Here is a 24,264-nt window from a genome sequence, read left to right on the forward strand (position 1 = left end):
CCAGATAGGTTGCAGGGTCTCGTGGGCTCGGATATGTTTATAAGAGACAGGCCCGGCCCCGCGCGCGGATCGGGCAGCAGCGCCACCAGCAGCAGCGCTTCCTGCCGGCCGAGCGCGTCGGGCGTGCGGCCGAACAGCGACAGGGCGGCGGCGCCGATGCCCTGCGCTTCCCCGCGATAGCCCGCCAGGTTCAGATAGGCCTCCAGGATCTGGTCCTTGCTCCAGCGATCCTCCAGCACCCAGGCGGCGCGCATCTGCCGCGCCTTTTCCCGCCAGCCGCGCGATCCCGGCGCGGCGAGGCCGGGGGCGAGGAAAGCGGCCACCTGCATCGAAAGCGTGCTGGCGCCGCGCGCGCGGCGGCGCTCGATCCGGTCGCGGATCGCGCCGGCCACCGCCAGCCAGTCCACCCCGTCATGCGCGGCGAAGCGGCGATCCTCCGCCGCGACGAGCGTTTCGCGCACCACCGGCGCGATGCCGTCGAGCGGCGTCCAGGCAAGCCGCCGCGCCGCGAAATCGACGCGGATGCTGTCGAGCAGCCGCCCGTCGCGATCGTAGAGCCACGCCTCGCTCGGCCGCCAGCGCGCCTTGACCGTCGCATAATCGGGCAAGGGCGGCGGCAGCGTGAGGAACCAGAGCGCGGTGAAGGCGGCAAAGAGCATCGCCGCCAGCCCCCAACAGAGATGCGCCTTGCGAAATCCGGCCGGAAGCAGACGCGTCATGCCGACGATGGCGGAGCCTTTGCGCGAACCGGCTTCCCATATCCTCTTGGCATCGCTTTCGCGCAGGTACGCCCGGGATTACGGGAAGCGAAACATCGCGCGCGGGAGGATGCCGGCGCGCTGAGCGTCAGGATCATATGCCCATCCTCACGCCGTTCGGGCTGAGCCTGTCGAAGCCCTGCCTTTTCCTTGGCATCGCAGCAGAAGGACAGGACTTCGACAAGCTCAGCCCGAGCGGGGGTGTTGGTGCCCGCGCAGCGAGCCCGTTCGGAACTCCCGGTTTTGCCGGAATGACACGGCGAGCGCTCGCCATCACTTCGGCGCCACCGCCATCGGCTGGTTCGGGATCGCCGCGCGGATCTCGGGCGAGTAGAGCGCTTCCACCCGGGTCGGCGGCAGGCCGAAGCGGCCGATGCCGTTCAGCCGCATCGCATAGGACACGGTGAAGCGGCCGCGCGGCACCCATTCGAAATAGCCGCGCCACGCATCCTTGCCGCGTTCGACATAGCTGGGCTGCACGCCCTCTCCGCCCTCCGCACCGGCCTGCGCGAACATGCCGGACTGGCCGCCGAGATTGCCGACGATCGTGGCGCCCGGCGGCACCGGATCGTTGACGACCACCCAGTTGCGATCGGCGGTGGCGTCAACGGTGATCGTCACCTTGATCACGTCGCCGCGCGTCGCCCGGCCCTTCACCTTCTGTTCGAGGAAGGCGACGGACTTGGTCATGCGGTAGCCCGCGAACAGCGCCTGGGTGAGCGGCACCGCCGCGCGCACCGAGACAAAGGCCCATGGCCCCGCCCCGCCCGCCTGGCGCAGCGTCAGCGGCGTGCGCTGGGCGGGCAGCGCCAGGCTGAGCGGCGCGGCGCCCACCGCCTGCGGCCAGCCCCGGCTGAGGCTCTGGCCGCCGAGCGTGGCCGTCGTCGTGCCCGCGATCGCGGTCGCCGGATACAGCGCGGCGAATTTCTGCACCGCCACCGCGCCCCAGGCATTGGCCGGCGTGGTATCCCAATGGCCGCGCTGCTGGCGGGCGGCGGCGCCGACCATCATCTTCGGCGTCTCATCCTGCCAGCCGGGCTTGCCCAGCGTCGCGATCAGCGCCTTCAGCACCATCTCGTCGCCCGAGGACATCATCCACCACGGCGCGCTCTTGCCGTCGGTCATGTCGATGCGCGTGCCTTCATACACCATGCGCTGGCGCAACACCTGCTGCGCCTGTGCGCGGAGCTGCGCGGCATTGGGCAGGCCGGCGGTGCGATCGACCGCGACCAGCCAGTCGACCAGCGCGTTCGTCGGCATGTCCTGCGGCGCAAGCCCGATCTGGCCGATCATCTGCGGCGTCGCCGCGCCGTTGCGCGCGAGCGCGGCCACCGCCGCGATCCGCTGGAGCCGATCGTCGCCCGACCATGGCGTCTCCCGCCGCAGCCGCCCGTCGATCACCGCGGTCAGCGCCTGCACCATCCGCGCCTTTGCGCCCTCCGGGATCGCCCAGCCCGCCTCGGCGGTCAGCGACAGCACATAGGCGGTCAGCGCCTCCGATCCCTGCAGCCGGTCCACGGGGAAGTAGCGCAGCAGCCCGTCGCTATCGAGATAGGCCGGGATCTCGCCCGAAAGCCTGCCCCAGATACCAAGATCGCCGAGCACCACCGCGCGCGACAATTGCTGTTCGAAGCAGTTGTAGGGATAGGCGGTCATATAGTCGCGCACGCCCGCCATGGGCGGCGCCAGCGTATCGGCCAGCCGCACATCGACGCTGCCCAGCCCCGGCAGTGCGCCCGCCGGCGCGGCGATCGGGATCTGCGTGCCTGCCTCGCCGATCCGGAAGATCGACGCGGCCCAGGTTTCGACGGGCACCGCCGGCGCCACCACCTGGCTGACGCTGATCCGGTCGAGCGGCTTGCCGGCGGCGTCGCGCACCTCCACCGTCCAGTCGAGCTTGTCGATGCCGGCGGGCGCGGGCAGGTTCCACGTCACCGGCGCGGCCGCGCCCGGCGGCAGCGTGACGGTGAGCGGCGCGCCCTTCGCCACGTCCGGATTGAGGAACACGTTCGCCGTCACCGTCATCGGCTTGTCCGAAGCGTTGCGCAGCGTGAAGCTGGCGCCGTAATAATCGCCGGTGCGCACCAGCGGCGGCAGGCCGGAGAAGATCGTCAGGTCCTGCGTCGTGCGGACCGAGACATCGCCCGTGCCGAAGAGGTTCGCCCCGTCGGTGGCGATCGCCACCAGCTTGAACGACGAGAGCGAGTCCGAAAGCTGGACCGGGATCCTGGCATGGCCGGCGCCGTCGAGCTTCACCCGCCCTTTCCACAGCAGCACCGGGCGGAAATCCTCGCGGTTGAGCGCGGAGAGATCGGCGCCGCCGCCGCCGCCCGCCTCCACCGCCTTCTTGCCGAAATGCCGCTTGCCGACCACCTGGGTCTGCGCGGTCGAGGTCAGCACCGAAAGCGGGCGTTCACCCATCATCGCGTCGATCAGCTTCCAGCTTTCATTGGGCGAGAGCTGGAGCAGCGCCTCGTCCACCGCGGCGAAGGCGACTTCGGCTTCGTTCGCCGGCTTGCCGTCGGGCCGCGTCACCGCGACATCGACATTGGCGGTATCGCGGACCGCATATTTGGCCTTGTCCGCCTTCACCTCCACGCCCAGGCGATGCCCTTCCCAGCCGACATTCACCTTGGCGATGCCCAGCCGGTAGCTCGGCTTGGCGAGATCGACCAAGGCCGTCGGCCGCGCCCCTTCGCGCGAGAAGAAGGGCAGGTTCCAGCGCCGCGCGAGATCGGCCAGCCACAGCTTGAAGCCGCCGATGCGCCCGCGCACCGCCATCACCGATACGAACACGTCGGGCGCGTAGGTGCCGGGCATCTTCACCTCGACCACCGGATCCTTGCCCGACAATTCGGTAACGAAGCTGGACAGCACGCCCTCCCGCTCCACCGTCACCAGCGCGGTCGCGGAGCGGAAGGGCATGCGCACCTGGAACTTCGCGGTCTCGCCCGCCTTATAGTCCTTCTGTTCGGGGATCACGTCCATGCGATCGCCATTGTCGCCGCCGAACCACCAGTCGTCCTCACCCGCCAGCCATACCGACGTGACCGCGCGGGCGACGTTGCCGTCGTCGTCCTCGGCGGTCGCCACCGCATAAACCTCGCCCGAGACGCCGGGATCGAGCTGGCATTCGGCCAGGCCCTGCGCATCGGTGCTGACCGAGCAGTTCGCGTCGATCCGCGTCGTGCGCGCCTGATTGTCATAGGCGTAGAAACCGCCGATCAGCCGGCGCCGCGCGGTCAGCACCTCGCGGCTGTAGAGCGCCACCTTGATCCGCTTGCCCTTGAGCACCTGGCCCTCGGTATCGACGGCGACCAGCTTCAGCCGGAGATCGTCGTCCTTCATCATCCAGCCATCGGTCTTGATGCCCAGCCGCACGGCGGAGGGGTAGAGCGCGATGGTGCGCGACGCGGTCAGGATCTCGCCATTGGCGTCCTCATAATCCATCTCCACCGTCATGTCGGTGATGTCGTCCACCGCCATCGGCACCTCGACCATGGCCTTGGCGGTGCCCTCGCCCGAGAGCGTGATCGGCAATGTCTGCGCGGGCGGCAGCGGTTTCTCGATCGACTCGCCGTCGCCGTTCAGCGGCACAATGCCCTCGGCCATGTCGCGCCCGCCGAAGCTCCAGCCCTCCCAGCCCTTGGGCGCGCCGCCGCTGCGGTTGAACGCGCTGCGCACGCGCACGGGCAATCCGCCCGCGCCGCCGCCGGAGAGATAGCCGACGAACAGGTCCAGCGGCACCTGCTTGGGCCGCACCGCCGCCGTCTTCGGCGCGTCGATCGTCGCGCGCATCGTCGGCAGGCGGAATTCGTCGACCTTGATCGACTGGCTGGTGAAGATCGTCCGATCCTTGGCGACCACCGATATGTCGTAATCGCCCTGCGGCGCGCCCTGTGGCGCCGTCCATGTCGTTTCGCCGATGCCGTCCGCGCCGATGGTGAGCGGCAGTTCGAACTCGGTGCCCGATCCGCGATGGCTGAGCTTGAGCGTGCCGGCGAGGCCGCCGGCATAGCTGAAGCCCTCCGCCACCGGCTTGCGCAGGATATGCTTCATGTTCACCGTCTCGCCAGCGCGCAGCAGCGTGCGATCGAAGATGGTGTGGAACAGGTCCGCATTCTCCTGCCAGCCATAGGGCAGGTCGAAATCATAGGGGCGGATGCCGCTGCCCCATTGGGTGAGGGTGAAGCTGAAATCGTCGCCCTTGCGCGCCGACACCATCAGCGGATGCGGCGAATCGCCGCTGCCCTCGCAACTGCCATAGGTTTCGGGCGACGGCAGCCCGCCCTTGATCAGCAGCCGCCCCTGCGCATCGGTCTGCCCCTTGCCGAGCACCGCGCCCGAGCAGGAATCGGTCACCTGCACCGCCGCCCCCGCCACCGGCCTGCCGCTGTCGAGCGACGTCACCCAGGCGAGCGAGGCCGCGCGGCCCCATTTGAAATGGACGCTCATATTGGTGACGAGCGCGCCCGCCGTCACATAGCGCGGCGTGTTCCGGCCGAGCAGCGCGCGGCCCAGCGTGGGGCTCGCCAGTTCGACGACATAGAAGCCGGGCCTGGCGAGCGGGATGCCGACGACCTCGAAATCCTTGCCCTTGCCGGGCAGCGGCAGCTTCATCGCGGCGCCCTGCCCAGCGATCAGCGGCTTGGTGCCGGTATAGTTGACGTCGACATCCTCGCCGCCCCGCTTCTCGGTGCGGATCTCGGTCTCGCTCGCCTTCTCGATGTCGCGCAGCCACCGGGCGATCTGGCCGTCCGATCCGGCGACGCGCAGCGTGGCGCCGGTGACGCCCAGGTTGCGGCCCTGCAGCTCGGGCTCGACATTGCGCACGGTGACGGGCAGCGCGGCGGCGTCGCCCGCCTCGATGATCCCGAAATTGGCGGCGAACTTCACCAGCGGCGGCGGCGCGTCGAACCGCACGTCGAGCGGGAAGCGCTGTTGGTTGACGAGCGCACGGCCGCTTTCGTCCTTCAGGCTCTCCGGCAGCGTCACCTTCGCCGTGGTCGCGGCGGGCAGCGGCGGCGCGAAGCTCACCTGCGACACGGTCTGCGCGCTGCCCTTCTCCACTTCGGGCTTCAGCACCTTGCCGTCGGCCAGTTCGATGCGGATCGCCTGCGCCGCCGATTTCGCGATCGGCGCGGAGAAGCGGACAAAGGCCTTCTGCACCGGGCTGCACCCGGCCTGCGGATTGACGCGCGAACATTCGAAGCGCGCCTCGAACTGTTTGCGCACCGTGAAATCGAAACGCTGGTCGCGCCCGGCGAGCCGCCCCGCGCCCGAGATGTTCTGGCCCCAGACCAAAGCCATGTCGCGGCCCGGCGGCAGCGGGCGGCGGCACTTGACCGCCATCACCGTCGACAGCGCCCTGGTCCGTTCGGCGGCATTGGCGGGCAGCGCCTGGGGCAGGCCCGCCTCGCTCAGGAAATTGGTGACCTGATAGCGGTCGGGCCCCAGCCCGGCGAGCAGTTCGCCCGCCACCTCGGGCTTCAGCACGTCGAGCGCGATTTTCTCGCCGACGCCGTCGACCGCGCAATAGCCGTTGGCGGCGACCGAGGCGGGATCGGCGCGCACATTGGTGGCGACCAGGAACGCCTGATCCTCCTCGATATCGCCGTCATAGCTGCCGGGCAGCACCGCGCGCACCGAAGGGCCGCCGGTATCGACGGTGAAATTGCGCGATCCGCCGATCGCGCTGCCGCCAAGCGTCTTCAGATCGTCGTTGAGCGCGAAGGCGCAGGAAATGCCGCCGGGCAGCGCGTTGGCGAATTCCCAGACCCAGGTCTTGGTGTCGATCCAGCGGCCCTGCCCGCCGACCGGGCAGGTGACCTTGGCGGGCGCGGTCGCGCGCGGATCGCCCAGCGCGACCATGTCGTCGGAAAAGCGCATGGTGAAACGCTCGATCGCGCCGTCGCCGGTGCCCGGAGTCGCCAGCACCACCTGCGCGGTCTGGTCGCCCACCGCCGCGACGGGCGCGAGCGCAAGGGCAAGCACGGCGAAGCGCCACGACCGACTCAACATAAACGCCCTCCTCGCGAGACACCCCAAACTGACGCGAAGCCGCCGCCGAATCCAGCGAATATCCGACATCCATTCAAGCTCTTGGCGGCGATGCGCGCCAGACACCACGCCACACGGGCGATTTTGTGGAGGTGGGGCGGCGCTGCGGACTTTTCCGCGCCACGATTCCGGTCTACCCGCTGATCGGGAGATGGATCTTTATCTTCCCATCGCCAATCTTTCGGTCAACGCGCTGGTCATCATCGGGCTGGGCGGCCTGGTTGGCCTGCTTTCGGGCATGTTCGGCGTGGGCGGCGGTTTCCTCACCACGCCGCTGCTGATCTTCTACGGCATTCCCCCCACCGTCGCCGCCGCCTCCGCCGCCACCCAGGTGACGGGCGCCAGCGTCTCCGGCGTGTTCGCCCATGCCCGGCGCGACGGCATCGATTTCCACATGGGCGCGGTGATGGTGGTGGGCGGCGTGCTCGGATCGATCGCGGGCGCGGGCATTTTCCGCCTGCTTCAGGAGAGCGGCCAGATCGATACCGTGATCGCGGTGCTCTATGTCGTGATGCTGGGCGGCATCGGCGGCATGATGGCGCGCGACGCGGTACGCACGCTGGTGGCGCTGCGCACCGGCGTGCAGATCGCCGCGCGCAAGCGCCGCCACCATCCGCTCGTCGCCAGCCTGCCCCTGCGCTGGCGCTTCTATCGATCGGGCCTCTACATCTCCCCGCTGGCGCCGCTGCTGCTCGGCTTCGGCACGGGCATATTGACGATGCTGCTGGGCGTGGGCGGCGGCTTCGTGATGGTGCCGGCGATGCTCTATCTGCTCGGCATGCCGACCCAGGTGGTCGTCGGCACCTCGCTCTTCCAGATCCTGTTCGTCACCATGGCGGCGACATTGGTGCATGCGACGACCACCAAGGCGGTGGACATCGTGCTCGCCGGGCTGCTGCTGGTCGGCAGCGTGATCGGCGCGCAATATGGCGCGCGGCTGGCGCAGAAGATGAAGCCCGAATATCTGCGCGGGGTGCTCGCCGCGATCGTGCTGCTCGTCGCGATCCGCATGGCGCTGGGGTTGGGCTGGCGCCCCGACGAGATCTATTCGGTGATCGTCGAATGAGGCGCGCGGCCGCCCTCTCGCTGTTCGCGCTCGCGCCGCTGCTGCTCGCCGCCGACAAGCCCGTGCTCGTGCCCGACGTGTCGCAGCGCGACGTGGAGATCCGCTACAGCTTCACCGGCGCGGAGCTGCTGCTGTTCGGCGCGATCCTCTATCCCGGCGGCAAGGTGCCCGCGAAACCCGCCGAGGTGGCGGTGGTGCTGCGTGGCCCGGTACAGCCGATCGTCGTGCGCGAGAAGCAGAAGGTGGCGGGGATCTGGGTGAACGCGGAAAGCGTGCGCTTCCGGTCCGCGCCAGCCTTCTACGCGGTCGCCTCGTCGCGACCGCTCGACCAGATGGTCGATGCGCGCACCGCCGCCATCTTCGAACTGGGGCTGGGCAATCTCCAGCTCTCGCCCGCCAATGTCGGCTCGCCGGGCGAACTCAGCCGCTTCGAGGACGGGCTGATCGACCTGCGGCAACGCACCCAGCTTTACGGGCAGCGCACCAGCGGCGTCGAGATCACCGACGGGGTGCTCTATCGCGCCCGCCTCGCCATTCCCGCGCGCGTGCCGATCGGACGCTATACCGCCGAAACCTTCCTGATCCAGGACGGCCGCGTGGTGGCGGGCGCAAGCCGCGACGTCGCGATCCGCAAGACCGGCTTCGAAGGCTATGTCGCCGACGCGGCCGAACACAGCCCCGTTGCCTATGGCCTGTTCGCCACCGCGATGTCGGTGCTGCTCGGCTGGGCCGCCGGCGCGCTGTTCCGTCGCCGCTGAGCGCGGCATCGGTGCGTCAGGCGAGGCCGCCGCGCGCCTTCATGAACGCCATCAGCCGATCCTTCTCCATCGCGTCGAGCGGCTGGGTGATCAGGATCGCGTTGACCTGATGGATGCTGAAGGAACTGCCCGGTGCGGTCGTGTTCTGCGCGAGCACGGCGACCCGCGTGTTGAGCAGGCTGGGCACCGCCGACGCCGTCACCGCGCCGCCATCGTTGAACGACAGCCGTGACAGGCTTGCCCCCACTTCCAGCCGCACCACGCCGATGCCGCTGAAATCGGCGGTCGACGTCATCGATCCGAAGCCGCCGCCATTGCCCACCGTCGCGACCAGGCGGTTGACCCCGCCGGAAACGGTGCGCGAGATCGCGATGCGCTGGCTCGATCCGGTCGCGCCGACATAGAAGAGCCCGCGCGCCACGGTTTCCGAGGTCGGCGCGGGCTGGTTGACCAGCAGCCAGATCTCAAGCGGCGCGGCGAGCAGCGCGGCCGGCACGGGTTCGAGCGCCAGCCGATCGTCGACGCCGTCACCCGCGATCGCGGGGCGGCCGTTGATGCTGTTGGCGATAACCGGCCTGCCACCGCTCGTCGCCTGGCTCAGCACATGGCCATTGTGGCTGTCGGTCCATGACGCGACTGCAGCGCCCGAAAGCGAGAGGCTCGCGGCGTTCCCGGCATCCCAGAACGCCAGCAACTTCACGCCGAGCGCATCGGGCCGCCAGCCGCGATCCGCCCGCATGCCCGCATCGTCGAGCCCCGCGCCCAGACCCAGCCTCATGCCAGCGGCTCCACGGTCAGGACGACGAAGCCCCGGACAACGAGGCTGTCCTCGACCGCGACCACCTGAACCGGAACACCATCAACCAGCCCCGTGTCGCAGCCGCGCAGCAACCGGCGCGTGCCCGGAAACGCCACGTGCATCGCCCCGTCGCGCACGACGACACCCGCCTGCCCCGCATGGCCGCCGAACGCCACGGCCAGGCGCCGGCCATTCTCGACCGCGCCGCTCATTGCTGCGCCACCGGCACGAGGAAGGTGCGCTGGCGAACCCGGCCCGGATCGGAATTGGTATCCGCGGTGATCCGCATCGGCAGCGTGATGCCGCCACCCTCGAAGATCGGATTTTCGCGCTCGCTCTCGTCGATGGTCAGCCAGAAGCGGATGCTGGTATTGCCGTTGAACAGCGCATGGTCGCGACCGGTGCCGCTCATGATGGTGAGGCCGAGCGCGGTCGCCTCGGGGAAGAGTTCGAGCAGATAGGAGGCGATCTGCTCGCCCGGCTCGAGGATATTGGTGAGGCTGATGCCGTAATCGAGCACCTCGGTCGGATCGAGAACCCGGGCGAAGCGCATCGCGGTGGGTGGAATGGCCAAGTTCGCCTCCTTTAAAGCTGCAGGATCCGATCGGCGGAGCGGGCCTGGTTGAGAGTGATGCGGCGATCGGTGGCGCGATCCTGGGTGAAGGTGATGAGCCGCGCTTCGGGCAACATGGCGATGCGTGACAGGCTGGCTTCGGCGGTGAACCCGGCTGCGTCGAGCGGGGCCGCCGCCGCCGCCCTGGCCGGCAGGATGGCATTCCCCGCCATGAACGCGGTAGCCGCCACCGTGCCGGCCTGCGCGATGACCGGCAGGGTCGCGGCGGACACCGCCGATGCCGCCGTCGTAGCGATGCCGGCAGCCGAACGGACTGGCAGGATCGCGACAGCGACAGCGCTCGCCTGACCAGTGACGAAGCCGGCCAAACCGCTGATGGTGCCCACTTCGATCACGGCCGAAACCGCCGCCGCCTGAACCGGCGGTGCCACCGCGCCCGAGATGCGCAACGCGCCACCGGACAACAAGGTCGCGGCCGAGGCAGTCGGCGCAGTATTGGCTCCGATCTGAACAATCGATGTAGCAGTTGCAACAGCTACAAGCGTCACCGCCAACGTTCCGACCAACCCTACCTTACTTTCTCCATTACTGATTGAAGCAGCCGTTGTTATTGTAGCATTTCCATTGACGACCGGATTGAACTCGTAGATTCTGAATTCACTTAGGCCAAGATAATCGTTGTCCGTATAAATTCGCCAATATCGCGAGCTGACTCCAAGGTTAACAAACGTCAGCATTCCCTCAGACGTGCCCGAAATGCTTTCCACGCTCGTCCATGATGATCCGTTCGCACTCGTTTGGATCATTGCTCCATCGAGATAATCGGCGCCCCATGAGTCGAACGCATAAGATATCGGCGCCACCCCAATTTTTTCAACGAGCTTTTCAGATGCAAGATCTGCCCGGATCCAGTTGTTGTGAGCGACACCGTCATCTGAGGCCCAGACCGAGGTGCCGCCTACGTAACTACCATCTCGCAATCCAGCGCCACCCTTTGCAGAGGCCCCGGTATATGACACACTTCCCGAGCTAAATGTACTCGAAACCGTAAATGACGGGGTCAACTCGGCCACGCCGCGCCCTTCCGCTTACGCGTTGCCGTCGGTGATGCTGAACGACGTCACCGTGAACTGCTGGCCCGCCGCGAAGCCGGTGTTGTCGACGGTCATGTCACCGCCACTACCCGTCGCGGTGACGGTGCCCTGCGCGTGGCAGGTGGTGCCGTCGCTGGCATAGAGGCGCCAATGCGCCGCGGTACCGGTGCCGTCGGCGCTGGCGTCTTCCCAGGTGCCCGATTTCGCCTTGGATCCGCCGCTCGCCGCCGCCATCCAGTCGGAAGGCAGGCCGCAGGTGGCGAGCACGGTGCCGCTGTCCGCCGTGCCGCAATTGGCGGGCGCCGCGCCCGTCCGGATCTTCAGCACCGCGCTGGCGCCGATCGCGGTCTCGATCGCGTCGAGCCGGGCGTTTCGAACAGTGGTGGAAAATTGCAAGGCCATGGCTTTATCCCTTCATTTCTTGTTGAAAATCCGCATGATCCCGGCGCGCATCGCTCCAGGCCGCGTCATAGGCGGCCTGAAGCGCGGCCTGATCGGTCCCCTCGAACAGGGGCTTCGCCTGGTCGTAGATCGCCCTGGCGATCGCCGGAACCGGGGCGACCAGGCGGATCGCCTTCACCACCACATCGATATCGATCGTCATGACGCGCCTCCCACCAATGCGGTAATCCGCTCGATCAGCGCGCGCGCGGTCGCGACCGCCTCGGCATGGTCGCGGGCATTGCCGGCCTCATAAGCCGCGCGCACCGCCGCCACCGCCGCGAATGCCCGGGCCTCCAGATCGGCAGCCTTCGTCCGCGTCGCGGCGTCGAATGGGCGCACCTGGTTGGCGAGCCGCGCGGCGGCCACCGCAGCGCGATAGCCGGTGGTGATCGCGAGCCCCGCCTGTTCGTCGAGCCGGGTCCGGTCAGCGAGCGCGGCGGGCGACGGCGCAGGGGGAAGCGTCGCGCAGCCGCACAGGCCGAGCGCGAGGGCGAGGACGTGATGCTTCATGATCCGGTCTCCACGGGAACGGGGCGGTCAGGCGCGCTGGCGGCGGCCTCGGGTCGCGGCGCGCCATCGCGGGCCTTGCCGCCGCTCGACGAGCCCAGCCAGAAGCCGAAGGCGAGCACGGCGAAGCTCTTCCACGTCCCGATCACGTCGCCCTTGAGCGCGGCGTCCGCCGACCACAGCACCGCCCAGGCGCTGAACAGCAGATAGCCGAGCACCGCCGCGACCGATGCGGTGACGACGATGCGCAGGTGCGGAACCGCGCTCATGCGACCCGTGCCCGCAGCCAGCCGAACAGGAACGCCTCGTTGGCGGCGCGCGTACGGGCGAGCGCGACATAGCGCGCGCCCTGCAGGCAATTGAGCGCCTTCAGCATCACCGTGTCGGCCGCCGCCCCGCGCGCCGCGCGATAGGCGCGGAACGCGGCGAGCGTCGCCGGGCCGGTCACGCCGTCCTCGCGGATATCGCCATAAAGCCGCGCGCCGTCGTTCAGCGCGTTCAGGCATTGCTGGAACCACAGGCCTGGCACGCCCGGCCCCATGTTAACCCCGGTATCGAACAGCTCCTCGCCCACCGCCTGGCTGATCTCGGCCACGGCGGCGAAGCCGGGGCGGATCGCATATTCCTGGCGATAGATCGCCTTGGCGGTCTCGCGCGGCAGCGTGCGCATCGCGCCGGCATAACCGTTGCGGCGCGCGACGGCGGCGGTGATGCCCCACATCGTCTCGCCGCCGCGATCGGCGGGATGGTTGGAATAGCCGCCCTCGCGGCCGATGGCGGCGTCGATCATCGCCTCGATGCTCATTGGCCCGGCCTTCCCGAAAGATAGGCCCAGGCGGCGACGCCCAGCCCCGCGAGCCAGCCGATCAGCGGCGATTTGAGCAGCCAGCCGCCAAAGCCCATCGCGCCGTCGCGGCGATGCTTGTCGGTTTCCAGCGAGACCAGACGCGCCTCGATCGCGTCGAGACGGTCGGGTATCCCCTCCAGCTTGGCGAGCTGCTGCGCGACGGCGTCGTTCTTCAGCGCCTGGTTGTTCATATTATGGATGATCTCGCGGAGCTGGCCCCGGACTTCGCCCAGGATCAGGATCGTGTTGGTGTCGGGCGGGAGGGTGGCCAGCGTCATGCGTCCGTCTCCGGCGCGATGCAGTCGTGGCGAGATCGATGCGGCATGGATGGAACGCTAGCCGCGCCCGCACACCCCCTCTACCGCCGTCAGCGGCTCAGGCGGGATCGAGCATCGCGGACAGATCCGCCGGCACCGCGTAGAGCCCGGCAAGCGTCGTCACCCCATCGGCGAACAGCGCCGCGCGAACGGCGTCCGCCGCCGCGCGCACCGCGCCGACATGCGCGTCGGCGGCCAGCTTGATCGCGCGCATGGAGCCGTGATCGACGGGCACGTGGCGATTGTCCGCCATCGTCCATACCGCCGACCAGCCTTCGGGGTCCGCCTGCGCGGCGCCCCAGCGCTGCTCGATCGCGGCCAGGCTCGCCGGATCGGTCTGCACCCGCCCCAGTTCCGGCACCGCGCACCCGGCTGCGGTCAGCGCCTCCCGCTCCGCCTTGACCTCGGCCCAGATGCGGCCGCGTTCCCGATCAACATCGTGAAACCAGGTCAGCGTGGCGTGATCGATGGCCCATGCATTCGCACAGACCGCCGCCCAATCGTCCGGGAGCGGCCGGGTATCGTCGCCTTCGCGAATCTCGCTCGCGTGCAACAGGACGACACCATCCTCGCGCACCGCGAAATGCGTGGGATCCGGCAACGTGATGATGCGTGATATTCCGTCCGACATGTCATCCTTTCACCCAGCACTGACTGCCGAGGATCGTCATCGACGTCGTGTTTCCACCGAAGAAATTCAGCGCCGCACTGAATCGGATCCTGTAGCTGTTGCCCGGCACGATGCTGCCGGCCGGCGTGGGGCCGTTATATGAGGTCGTGGCGCCCATCGAACCGACAACGGGTTCGTCGCCATTGTAGGTAAGCGTGTTCGTCATCGGGAACGCGCCGATGGAGGACCAGACCCCAGGCGAGGTCTCGATCTCCGCCCTCAGGGAAAGATCGCCTGTTCCGTTGTTGATCCGGACGAACATCTGCTGGAAAAATGTCAGGCTCGCATGCTCCGCCAGAATGGTCATCGGGCCGATCACCGGTGTCCAGCTTGTCGATGTGATGGTCACGGTCGTCGGGCTGTCGGATACGTACGGGCTGCCGTCCTGCGGGATGAAGTCGTAAACCCAGACGAAGCTGATCTTCTTGGTCACATTGACGTTGTCGCGCGACGACACGACCGTGATCGACCCCGGGGCGGTGACGCCGGTGATGGTCACGACGCCACAAGACCCCGCGACATTGCTGATGGTGGCCGTGATGCCGGATGTGACGTTGATCAGCGACCAGGTCGTGCTTTCCGAAACATCCACCAACCCCTGGTAACGGTAGTTTCTCAATGTCGTCGGAAAGGCCTTGACGCTGCCGGAATATGAGACGTTGACCAGCTGGTTTTCGTTCGGCGTCTTGAGCAGGGGCACCGTCGCTTCGGTATTGTTCGCATTCGGCTGGCTGCGGGAGAGATAGGCATTGACGATCTGATATTGCGAGGAACCGATGGCGCCATGGGCATTGCGGTAATAACCGCCCTCGACATAGGCGGCATCGGCGGGCGCATGGACCGGGCTGCCGTTATATTGCGGCCAGTCGCCGGCGGGCGACATCGCAGTCGTGTTGAACAGCTTCTGCGTGGAGCCCACCTGCACGCCGTCGATATCGCGGAAGATCAGGTAGAGGCCCGCGCCCAACGCGCCGGTGCCCACGCCCTTGCCGCCGGTATAGCCCCAGTAGAAGGCTTCCCCGGCGTGGCGCACGGGCAGCTTCTCGAACACCTTGCCGAAGAATTCGGACGCCGGCGTCGTCGTCGAGACCACGCGCACATAATTATTGTATTTATAGCCCTGAGACGCGCCGATGGTCTGGATGCTGAATGGCGCCGCCAGCGCACCACCCGCGAAATAGGCATCGCCGGTGTTGAGTTGCGGATCTGGCCATTCATTGTCACCGGATGGAAGCGAGCCATCCGTCCAGATATGCGCGGCGCCGTATTTGCCGCCGCCGCCCGTGTCATAGATGAAGACGATCACGCCGCGCGTCGTGCCTGCCGCGGCGATCACCTGCGCCTCGGTCATCTGGAAATTGCCGCCGACGACCGTCCCGTAGGTGGGGGCGCCGCCGACGATCAGATTGCTCGCGTTGCGGACCTCATAGGTGACGGTGCCGGCAGTGAAATTCTCGCGTTCGGGCGTGAACAGGAAGGTCTGCGTCGCCGGGCTCAGCCGCCCCCAGGCGTCACGCGTCAACCTGTCCCGATTGGGGATCAGGCGCAACCCCCGGGCCTCCGCGCCGTCCTCGCCGCGATAGGCCTTGGTGACGGTGATCGTGGCGGGATAATCGACCCCGTCCTTCGTCGCCTTGAAGACGAACGCATCGATATCGTTGCCGGCCGACAGCGCGGTGATGCGGATATAGCCCTTGGGCTTGCCGGCTATGGGCGTGTTGGTCGCGGTGTTGATCGTGGCCGCCGCGCCGGATGGCGTGGATACCGACGCGACCGTCACGCCGGCCGTATCGACGATGTCGCTCAGCAATATGGCGGCGCTGGTTCGGAAGACCAGTTGGGATTGAAGCGGCAGGTGGGCAGGATTGACGCTCCCGTCCGCCGCCGTCGGCACCACCCAGCCCGTGCTGGAGAAGGTCGCCGTGTAATCGTCATTGCGCAGCAGGTTGGGCGATGCCAGCCAAGCCGATGGCGGGAGCACGACGCTGGCATCGGTCGACGACGCCCATGCGAAGGTTTCCCAAAGCCAGGATCCGACGGTCACCGCCGGCTCGGTCTGGCTCCAGCCGTCCAGGCTGCCGGCCAGCGTGTTGTCGGCGAAAGTGTAGGTGATGGCGTTGTCCGGAACCACGGGCGCCGTGTTGGTCGTCGTCCGCTTGTAGAGCCGCACGAGATAGCTGTTGGTGGGCGCCTCGGGCGGGCTTTTGGCGACGATGACCGGCACCGCCTCGTAATCGATGCCGTCCTTGGTGGCCTTGAAGCGGAATGTCGTCGGCCCCGTGCCCGTCGCCAGCCCGGTGATGCGGATGAAGCCCTTGGGCTTGCCCGCTATCGGCGTGCCGGTGGCGGTGTTGATCGTCGCGGCCCCGCCCCCGGCGGAAACCAGCGCGACCGAAACGCCCGCCGTGTCGTTGGCCGGGCCGACCAGAATCTGGGCGGAAGTCTGGAAAAACAATTGGGTCTCCAGCGTCGCCATGTAGATCGGCTCCACCGCGCCATCCAACGCGCAAGGCACGCCGAAGCCCGTCTGGGAAATGACCGCGCGATAATCATCCTTCTGCAACAGGCTGGGCGTGGCGAGCCAGGCGGAAGGCGCGATCGCCACGGTCGGATCGCGACCTGTCGCCCAGGCATTGGTTTCCCAGAGAAACGCGCCGGCCGTCACTGCCGGTTCAGTCGTGCTCCAGCCGTCGAGACTGCCGGTCAGCGAGTTGTCGGTGAAGCTATAGGTGATAATATTGTCCGGCACGGCAGGCGCCGAATTCGTGGTCGTGCGCCGGTAAAGCCTGACGAGCTGGCTGTTGAGCCCCGCAGCCGCCAACAGCATGAAATTGGCGTTGGGCGGCGGCGTTCCGGCCGAGGACGTATGCGCGCTCGTCGCCGAATAACTCGCACCGCCATGGGTGACGATATCGCCGGCCAGATAGGCGGTCGCGCCCGCCCATGGACCCCGATTGACATTGCGCGTCGCGCCGTCGTCGATCCCGGCCAGCTTGGCGGGCGGCGTCGTGACGGAGGAGAGGACCAGCCATTCGCTCACCCGATTGTCCGATTGATAGGCCAGCCGCGCCTCATAGGCGGTGTCGCCATCCAGCGGCGCCACCACCTGGCGCACCGCCTGCGCCGCGTCGGACTTGGCGAGCGTCAGCCAGTCGGGATCGCCTACCTTGCGATATTCGATCAGCACCGAATCCGCGCCCGGAAACTCGCACGCGCCGATGATCCGGATGCCGGGATGGCCATCGTCCGAAAAGGCGTTCTCGAGCGACCAGATCAGCGGAGATGGCGTCGGCGGCGCGATATCGGGCGGGGTCGGCTCCCAGGTGGGGGGCGGCGTGGTGGTGGCGCCCATCGCGTAATCATGCTTGGCGCCGGTCTCGGTCTCCGCCTCGAAGGTGAATTTCATCGTGGCGGGATCGCGGGAGACGCCGCGGATGATCACCGGCTGGGAAACGAGCCCTTCTCCCGGCACGTTCAGCGTCACGCAGTCGCCGGTCTTGATGCCGAAGAATCTGGGGCCGGTGGTGAAGCGGATCGGCCCGGCCTCGCGGCTGTTGACGATCTCGTACGCGGCGAGCTGGCCGGGCTGCTGATGCCCGGTGCCATTGCCTTCCATCTGCACCAGCGGGAAATCGATCTCCTTGGTGCGCGGGCCGCCGTCGATGGCCACATATTCGGCCACCGAAACCGGCGATCCGCTCACCACTTCCCATTCATGCTGTTCCGAACGGAAACGGGGAATCACGGTGTTGAACCGGTCGCGGCGCGATTTGCTGGCGGCGATGGTCAGGCTGTCGAGCAGGTCCGCCGCCTCGATCGTGGCGATCGAGACGCGCGGCGTGTTGACGCGGCAGCCGATCATCGCGCCGGTCATCGTCACTTCCGCGCCGCCGGCCTGCAACATCCGCTTTAGGGTGGAGCCCTTGCTGTCGGTCGACCATTCGACGCCGCCGCACGCCCAGAGATTGGCGTCGGCGACATTGGCCGCCTCGACGAAATCGGCCATGCGGATGCTGCCGATCGGCGCGCCGATGCCCAGCGTGCGCTTGCCGTTCTGCCAGCGCCCCAGGCACCAGGTCAGCGCGTGCAGCGCCGGGTTGTTGCTCCATTCATAGGTCGCCTCGTTCAGCGCGCGATGGCTGCCCGATCCGCCGGGATAGGTGCTGTCCTTGCGCGGATCATACACCTTCACCCATTTGCCGATCCATTCGGGCTCGGGCACGCCCGCGCCGTAATGCTTGCCCTTCTCGTCGTAGCGCAGGTCCCACAGCGCGTGGCAGATGCCCGAAAGCTTGTGCGCCGAACTCCAGCCGGGAAAGCCCGCCCCGCCGAAGGACAGCGCCAGCGCCGACGCGCCGGGCGCGCCCAGCGAGACTTTCTGCGCCATGTAATTGGCGTTGTCGCCGGTGGCGTTGCCCGCGCCGTCGAACGTCGCGGTCATCTTGTCGGCGCGGAAGGTCTCGATCTCCTGCATCGGCCCGCCCGCGCCCAGCAGCACGCCGAATGCGATGACGTCCTGCTTGCCTTCGCTCTTGAACGCCGTGGCGTCATAGGTGTCGGCATGGATGCGCACGCCGGACATGCGTGTTCGCCCAATCGGATATGGCAGCCCCGATTGCGGATTGGTCTGGAACTGCAGCGGATTGCCGTTGCCGAAATTCGGCTTTGGCGGCGCCACCATGTCGATCGCGGTCGCCGCCATGTTGGAATAGGTGGCGATTTTCGCGCCTAGCGCGGTGAGGCCCGGGTTCGCGGTGATGAGCCCCGCGATCGCGACCGCCGCGCCGACGACGGTTCCCACTATGCGGATCGCCTTCGCCATCAGATCGCCGCCCAGGCGATGTCGATCCGCCCCATCGTCATCACCACGGGGCCGTCATGATCCTCGTGAAAGGCGAGCATGTTGCCATTGCCCAGCACGATGCCGAGCGCGCCGATCGCATGATCGGAGGGGAACGACACCAGATCGCCGATCATGGCATAGGCGGGCGATGGAAGGCGCCGGCAGGTGCCGTCCACCGCCTCCACCAGCGTTGCGAAGCCCAGGCGGCGCAACGCGCCGGCCGCGCCGGCCGCGCTGCCATACTGCCCCGCCCTGGACAGCCGCACCTTCACGCCGAGCTGCTTCAGGTGGAACGCCGCCATCTTCGCGCAATCGACCGATCCGAACGCGAACGCCTTGCCCGCGAAACGGTCCATCGTCGCCTGGGTCGCCTTCTTCCGGCGCTGAAGGGGATTCATTGGAACGATACCCCTTCGAAAATGCCCGCGAACGGCCCGCCGGGCCATGGGGTGGCGCTCACCTGCCGCACGGGCAGCTTGGCGCCCCAGTAAAGATTCTTGGATGTGCCCGTCATGTATTCGAGGCCGCGTTCGCCGGGCCAGATCGACTGGTGCCAGCCATGCGAGGCGCGCTCGCCCTCATTCACCTCGAACAGCCGCTCGAAGACGGAAACCACGCTGTAGCTCACCCTGCGCGCGCCCTGCTCGCACTCGATCGTCGGCACGTCGATCTCGCCCAGGAACAGCAGCTCGGGCGTGCCCACCACCGCGCCGGTCGCCGGGTCATAGGCGCCGAACAATATCTCGACGCGGCTGCCCTGCATCGCGGCGGACGACAATGTCGCGGCGGCGCTGGCGTCGGGCGGCAACAGGCCGATCTCGATCTCCGGGGCCTCGTCGCCGATGCGCTCGCCGAGCGCGCCGATCGACTCCAGCGTGCCGAACACGCCGTCCTGCCCCACAAAGGGCTCGCCGCCGATCATGATCTCGGCCGCGCCGTCCAGCAGGCGCAGCGTGTATCCGGGAAACAGGATGCGGATCGCGCCGAACAGGAACGGCGCATCGGCGGCGGCCGCCGCCTGCAAAGCGGGATCGCTCATCGCCCCTCCACCACGCTGAATTCGATCACGGAGGTCAGGTCGATCGCCTGTTGCCAGGCCAGCTCGTCGCCGGGGGAAACCAGCCCCTCGATCATCGGCTCCGCCACCTCGACCACGTCGTTCACGGACAGCGGCGTGCGCAGCGGCGGCCAGATCGAAAGCGCCGCGGTGCCGCCGATCCCCACCTGCGCAGTGCTCGTCGTCATGTAGACGTAGCGCCGGCCGCCATGGATCACGCTGAAGAACTGCCCCTCGGCGAAGGCATAGGATGGATTGAGTCCCTTGACGCTGATCGCCGTGCCGCCGGCAACGTTGCCCAGCATCGATGCATTGCCAGGATCGTCGTCGGAATAGATGGTCTGCGGCCAGGGGATCACCACCCGGTCCGCCCGTCCGCGCAGCAGGCGCGCGACATAGGCGCGCGCCTCCTCGCCATCCAGCTCGGGCATGACGAAACGCACGCCGAACCGCATGCCCAGCCGGTTGATCCGCTGCACCGGCCCGCCGAGAAAGGGTGTGAGATATCCGCCCGCATCCACCAGGAAAGGCTGCGCTTCATTGGGGAGGGGACAGGTTGGAAGAAGAACGGCCGCCATATGCCCAAGCTAGGGTCGGCGGCCCTGCCCCTCTACCGCCGTCATGGCGCGCGGGCGGAATCCCCGCGATCGGCATTGGCACCTTCGAACCGGCCGATTATGCATCGTCCGATGCGGCGCGATCGGCGGACGATCGCCGCCGCCGCGAGGGAGACGGGAATGAGGGTACCGGGGCTTTTGATATGTCTGGCGCTGGCCGCCTGCGGCCAGTCCACCCCGGATGCGAGCGATCCGCCCGTCGCGGAGGCGGGCCCGCGCGCGCTGGCGTTCGCCGTGGAAACCAGGCTGGACGGCGGCGCGCTGATCGCGAAGGGCAAGACCAATCTTCCCGACGGCACCGAATTGATGCTTTCGCTCGCGAACCCGAAGCTCGCCTTCATGGCGGATGAAAAACTGTCGGTGTCGCAAGGCGGATTCGAAAGCGCGCCGCTGAGCTGGAAGGGCAAGCCGCTGCCGCCCGGCACCTATACGCTCAACATCCTGACGCCGCTGAGCGATCTCCAGCCGGCCGAGGTGAAGGCGCTGGTCGGCAAGGGCTATGCGAATTTCACCGGGCCGCTGTTCGCGGAAACGCCGCCATTCGGGCGGCTCATGGAATATGAGGCCCCGGTGACCGTGACAGGCGATATCGGCGCCGCCGAAAGCGCCGGCATCCGCGAAGCCAATGCCAGGGCTGTCCGCGAGGCCGCCAAGGCCGATTGCGCCGAACAGCCCGCGCTGGTGGAGCGGCTGAGCGGCGAGAAACCCCGCGATCCGGCCGCGAGCATCGAACGCTGCATCCGCGCGGCGGACGCGCTGGGCCGATAATCACATCCCGGCGCATCATGGCCGCGCGGCGGTTCGCGAACGGCCGGTTCCCCATGCCGGTTCGCGCGGCGGTTCAGGCGATCACCACGGAATCCGCCGGCTGGCCCGTTTCATCACGCGGCGCTCGCCCTCCATCCCGCCGGCGAGCGCGGCGGCGGTGCCCGCCTGGGTGATGGTGTTGTTCACCTGCGCGAGCAGTTGCGGCGTGGTGATGCCCCCGCGCGCATCCAGCGTGAAATTCTGGACGACGGTGGTGCCGCCACCTCCGGGCGCCGCGATCTGGTGGTTCGGAATCACCACCCCGCCCTGCGCGCCCATGCGCAGGATCTCCGGCCCCCGCTCGCCGACAAGATAGGTGCCGCCGGCCTTGACCGGGCCACCAAACGCACGCGCGCCATCGACCGCCGAGCCTCCCTTTTTGCTGATTCCCAGCAGGCCGAACAGGGCGTCGATCACATATTTCTTCATCGCGAGCTTGATCAGTTCCTGCACGACCGTTCCGATCGCGCCTTTCAAGCCCAGCGCCTTGGTCGCCGCCCCGGCGAACCCATCCTCGATATCCTTCAGCGCGCCGACGGCAATGCCCTCAAGCGCCTGATCGATTTCAGCCGCAGTGTCTGGAATTTCATCAAGATACGCCTCGATCGGGCTCTTCGAGTTTTTTTCGATATTGCGCTTTTCCAGGCCCTTCTTCTCGCCCAGCGCCTTCAGGTCCTTTCGCGCCTCGGCCGCGATAGCTGCATCCTTCGACGCCGCCAGGAGCTTCAGGCGCTCCTCAGCTTCCTGATACTGGAGATCGAGAAGCTCGAGTTCGATGGCCCGGCGCTCTTTCGCGGTCGTGGCCAGTTGCGCTTCCAGCTTGCGCACCTCCGATTTGCGACGAATATCATTGACGATCGCGTCGCTCTCTTTCTTCTGATCGCTCAGTTGCTTCTTCGTATCGATCGCCTTCAGCTCGATCGCTTCGCGTTCCTTGTAAAGAGCCTTCAGGATCGCCTTATCGGCTTCGCTCCGTTCAAAATCGATTTGCAGGTTGCGTTCATCACGGACGCGCGTGTTGGTAACCTGCGCCTTGGCAAGATCGAGCCGATCCTTTTCGGTGCCATTGATTTCGGTCTGCGACGCGAGGATCTGGAGACGAATGGCATCCTGATCATTCGAAAACTGCACATCTTCGCGAAGCTGGCGGCGACGCTCTTCTTCCGCCTTTTTCGCAAGCGACTCCGCCGACGGTCCGGATCGACCCTTGTTCCTCTCTGACGCAAGAAGATTCGAAACATCGGGCTTCGGCTTCGCCTTTGCGTCCTCCTCCTGCTTCTGCACCTTGCGACGTGCATCCTCACGGGCTTTTTCGTGAGCACGCTTCAGCAATGCCCGCTGACGTTCCACCTCCGCCAGCGCCTGCTCAATCGTCCCCCCCGATTGATCGTGTTTGCCGCGCCGCACGCGAAAGAACGGCTTTTCCTGCCGGGCAGTAAGCTCAGCTTTTGCGTTTCCTAGCTGCCGCGTGCGGAAGTTGATGTCCATATTTTCGTCGTCGCGGGCAAAGCGCTGCTCGCGCCCCAGATAATAGCCGCCGGCGACACCAACGCCCGCAGCAATGGGGCCACCAAGCGCAAGCCCCCCCAGTCCACCTATGATGGCTAGCGCACGTTCCGGATTCGTATTCCAGAAACCCAGAATCTTTCCGGCAAGGGAAGCCAGCGCATTCGCCAATGCCACGATGCTCTTCGCATTGTTCGCGACCGTGCTTGCTATTTCGGCCTGTAGCACCCTACGCACATCATCAAGCTTCTGCGCTGCCTCGTCAGCCTTCTGAATTTCTTCAGCGCTCATGACGATACCGAGCCTGTTCGCTGATTCCGCCAGCGCATCCATCCCCTTGCTGCCTTGCCGCACCAGGGGCTCAAGTTCTTCGGCTGCATCGCCCAGGAACAATGCGGCGGTAGCGGCCCGTTGGGCCGGGTCGTCGATGGCATTCAGCCGGTCGGCCAGTTCCGGGAAGGTCTCACCCGTAGTCTTGATTTTACCCGTGGCGTCCCGAATCTCGATGCCAAGCGTCTTGAACATCTTGATAGGCTTTTCAGCGCCAAGCCCAGCCTCTCCCAGCTTATCCCGTAGGGAGGCAAGGCCACCTTCAAGCGCCTTGTTCGATACACCGGACACGTCAGCGGCATAACGATATTGTTGGAGCTGATCAGTGGTCACGCCCAATGAACGCGCCGTATCATTGAGACCGCCTGCATATTTCGTGAGGGCGATGATACCGTTCATCACCCCAGACGTGATGTCGGCTATGGAAAAACCCATGGCACCAGCGAGCTTACCGAACTTTTCCCCGATTCCACCGAAGGATTTACCCGCGCCCCGTTCGGCGCGCTCGGAGCTTTCTTCGAGCCTGCGCATCTCGCGCGAGAAAGACTCGCCATATTGGCGTATATCGGCCTCCGCCCTGTCGATGCGTGCGGTAAGTTCAATAACCAATTGATCGGCGACTGCGGCCATGTCGGTCCTCTGGAGATTTCCCCTTCCGGACTAAACTCGCAAAGCCTATGCTGATACCGCCGTCACTAAGCTTGTTTCCCTGTCCCCAAGACACCCTTTATTCATCTGATTCCATCTTCTAGCGCTTACCTATCGTTTCTTTTTCAATCACATTTGCCGCTGCCTCAATGTCGCTTGCCAGCGCTTCCGCATCCGCCGCTCTCGCCCCAGCTTCATTCGGAACATTGAAATCGATCTTGCCGCCCCGGATCGGATACACACACGCCTCGGCGCTGCGGAGTGGCACATTGAAATCGTTCACCGCGTCAAATTCGATGAGAACATGCTGCTCTGTGGGGTTGGAGCTTGGAAATCCAAAGGCGTGAGCGGAAACGCGCTTGTATGACGCGGGTGCCTTGAGCTTCACCTTAAGCGCATTTTCGCAATGCGTGATCTCTGGCACATCAGATGCGTCACATCCAACGAGCAAGATCAGCAAGAACGGAGCCAAGATTTTCATATCAACCCTTTTTCTATTCGTCTCGCTAGGGTCAGGACTCGTTGATCACAGCCAGAAGATAACGGTGGCAGCGAGGGCGAC

Annotated in this window: 22 protein-coding genes; 3 read left to right on the plus strand and 19 right to left on the minus strand. The window is 66.7% G+C overall.

What is annotated here, in order from left to right:
• Both ACODTA_RS29245 and ACODTA_RS29250 read right to left on the minus strand, forming a co-directional pair.
• On the minus strand, positions 1 to 719 hold a 719-nt coding region (locus tag ACODTA_RS29245), incomplete at its 3' end, for a biosynthetic peptidoglycan transglycosylase (RefSeq protein ID WP_489071015.1).
• A gap of 312 nt (positions 720 to 1,031) precedes the next feature.
• Positions 1,032 to 6,779: an alpha-2-macroglobulin family protein gene (locus ACODTA_RS29250; protein WP_489071017.1), complete on the minus strand. Its 5,748-nt coding sequence runs from the start codon at positions 6,777 to 6,779 to the stop codon at positions 1,032 to 1,034.
• A 190-nt stretch (positions 6,780 to 6,969) separates the two neighbouring features.
• Here ACODTA_RS29250 and ACODTA_RS29255 point away from each other — a divergent pair, with 190 nt between their 5' ends.
• Positions 6,970 to 7,884 carry a sulfite exporter TauE/SafE family protein gene (locus ACODTA_RS29255; protein ID WP_489071019.1) on the plus strand — a complete coding sequence of 305 codons (915 nt, stop codon included), beginning with the start codon at positions 6,970 to 6,972 and terminating at the stop codon, positions 7,882 to 7,884.
• Entirely contained in the window at positions 7,881 to 8,642 is a 762-nt protein-coding gene (locus ACODTA_RS29260; protein ID WP_489071021.1) for a TIGR02186 family protein, read from the plus strand. Before ACODTA_RS29255 ends, ACODTA_RS29260 begins: the two co-directional genes overlap by 4 nt.
• 16 nt (positions 8,643 to 8,658) lie before the next feature.
• On the opposite strand, the gene ACODTA_RS29265 is transcribed toward ACODTA_RS29260, so the two are convergent.
• From ACODTA_RS29265 to ACODTA_RS29335, 15 genes are all read right to left on the minus strand, one after another.
• A complete protein-coding gene (locus tag ACODTA_RS29265) occupies positions 8,659 to 9,420 on the minus strand; it encodes a hypothetical protein (RefSeq protein ID WP_489071023.1) in 762 nt (253 codons plus the stop codon).
• A complete protein-coding gene (locus ACODTA_RS29270) occupies positions 9,417 to 9,653 on the minus strand; it encodes a hypothetical protein (RefSeq protein WP_489071025.1) in 237 nt (78 codons plus the stop codon). Before ACODTA_RS29270 ends, ACODTA_RS29265 begins: the two co-directional genes overlap by 4 nt.
• The gene (locus ACODTA_RS29275; protein WP_489071027.1) at positions 9,650 to 10,015 is read right to left on the minus strand and encodes a hypothetical protein; all 366 of its coding nucleotides are present in this window, start codon (positions 10,013 to 10,015) and stop codon (positions 9,650 to 9,652) included. The genes ACODTA_RS29270 and ACODTA_RS29275 overlap by 4 nt, the downstream gene beginning before the upstream one ends.
• 11 nt (positions 10,016 to 10,026) lie before the next feature.
• A complete protein-coding gene (locus tag ACODTA_RS29280) occupies positions 10,027 to 11,088 on the minus strand; it encodes a discoidin domain-containing protein (RefSeq protein ID WP_489071029.1) in 1,062 nt (353 codons plus the stop codon).
• A 15-nt stretch (positions 11,089 to 11,103) separates the two neighbouring features.
• Entirely contained in the window at positions 11,104 to 11,511 is a 408-nt protein-coding gene (locus ACODTA_RS29285) for a hypothetical protein (RefSeq protein ID WP_489071031.1), read from the minus strand.
• Between the two features lie 4 nt (positions 11,512 to 11,515).
• Complete coding sequence (locus ACODTA_RS29290) at positions 11,516 to 11,713, minus strand: hypothetical protein (RefSeq protein ID WP_489071033.1); 198 nt, start codon at positions 11,711 to 11,713, stop codon at positions 11,516 to 11,518.
• Positions 11,710 to 12,063, minus strand: a complete 354-nt coding sequence (locus tag ACODTA_RS29295) for a hypothetical protein (protein WP_489071035.1) — start codon at positions 12,061 to 12,063, stop codon at positions 11,710 to 11,712. Before ACODTA_RS29295 ends, ACODTA_RS29290 begins: the two co-directional genes overlap by 4 nt.
• Positions 12,060 to 12,329, minus strand: a complete 270-nt coding sequence (locus ACODTA_RS29300) for a hypothetical protein (RefSeq protein ID WP_489071037.1) — start codon at positions 12,327 to 12,329, stop codon at positions 12,060 to 12,062. Before ACODTA_RS29300 ends, ACODTA_RS29295 begins: the two co-directional genes overlap by 4 nt.
• The gene (locus tag ACODTA_RS29305) at positions 12,326 to 12,865 is read right to left on the minus strand and encodes a glycoside hydrolase family 108 protein (RefSeq protein WP_489071039.1); all 540 of its coding nucleotides are present in this window, start codon (positions 12,863 to 12,865) and stop codon (positions 12,326 to 12,328) included. Before ACODTA_RS29305 ends, ACODTA_RS29300 begins: the two co-directional genes overlap by 4 nt.
• Positions 12,862 to 13,185 (minus strand): hypothetical protein, encoded by a 324-nt coding sequence (locus ACODTA_RS29310; RefSeq protein WP_489071041.1) that lies wholly within the window; start codon positions 13,183 to 13,185, stop codon positions 12,862 to 12,864. The genes ACODTA_RS29305 and ACODTA_RS29310 overlap by 4 nt, the downstream gene beginning before the upstream one ends.
• A gap of 97 nt (positions 13,186 to 13,282) precedes the next feature.
• The gene (locus tag ACODTA_RS29315; protein WP_489071043.1) at positions 13,283 to 13,825 is read right to left on the minus strand and encodes a DUF4376 domain-containing protein; all 543 of its coding nucleotides are present in this window, start codon (positions 13,823 to 13,825) and stop codon (positions 13,283 to 13,285) included.
• A 31-nt stretch (positions 13,826 to 13,856) separates the two neighbouring features.
• Positions 13,857 to 18,716 carry a carbohydrate-binding protein gene (locus ACODTA_RS29320; protein ID WP_489071045.1) on the minus strand — a complete coding sequence of 1,620 codons (4,860 nt, stop codon included), beginning with the start codon at positions 18,714 to 18,716 and terminating at the stop codon, positions 13,857 to 13,859.
• Complete coding sequence (locus ACODTA_RS29325; RefSeq protein ID WP_489071047.1) at positions 18,716 to 19,135, minus strand: DUF6950 family protein; 420 nt, start codon at positions 19,133 to 19,135, stop codon at positions 18,716 to 18,718. The genes ACODTA_RS29320 and ACODTA_RS29325 overlap by 1 nt, the downstream gene beginning before the upstream one ends.
• Entirely contained in the window at positions 19,132 to 19,776 is a 645-nt protein-coding gene (locus tag ACODTA_RS29330; RefSeq protein WP_489071048.1) for a hypothetical protein, read from the minus strand. Before ACODTA_RS29330 ends, ACODTA_RS29325 begins: the two co-directional genes overlap by 4 nt.
• Positions 19,773 to 20,372 (minus strand): hypothetical protein, encoded by a 600-nt coding sequence (locus ACODTA_RS29335; RefSeq protein WP_489071050.1) that lies wholly within the window; start codon positions 20,370 to 20,372, stop codon positions 19,773 to 19,775. The genes ACODTA_RS29330 and ACODTA_RS29335 overlap by 4 nt, the downstream gene beginning before the upstream one ends.
• 159 nt (positions 20,373 to 20,531) lie before the next feature.
• Here ACODTA_RS29335 and ACODTA_RS29340 point away from each other — a divergent pair, with 159 nt between their 5' ends.
• A complete protein-coding gene (locus ACODTA_RS29340) occupies positions 20,532 to 21,179 on the plus strand; it encodes a hypothetical protein (RefSeq protein ID WP_489071052.1) in 648 nt (215 codons plus the stop codon).
• A gap of 81 nt (positions 21,180 to 21,260) precedes the next feature.
• Here the strand turns inward: ACODTA_RS29340 and ACODTA_RS29345 are convergent, their stop codons facing one another.
• Together ACODTA_RS29345 and ACODTA_RS29350 are read right to left on the minus strand one after the other, a co-directional pair.
• Entirely contained in the window at positions 21,261 to 23,684 is a 2,424-nt protein-coding gene (locus tag ACODTA_RS29345) for a hypothetical protein (protein ID WP_489071054.1), read from the minus strand.
• Between the two features lie 118 nt (positions 23,685 to 23,802).
• Positions 23,803 to 24,183 (minus strand): hypothetical protein, encoded by a 381-nt coding sequence (locus ACODTA_RS29350; RefSeq protein ID WP_489071056.1) that lies wholly within the window; start codon positions 24,181 to 24,183, stop codon positions 23,803 to 23,805.
• Positions 24,184 to 24,264 lie beyond the last annotated feature (81 nt).

The organism is Sphingomonas sp. FG14, assembly GCF_057809675.1.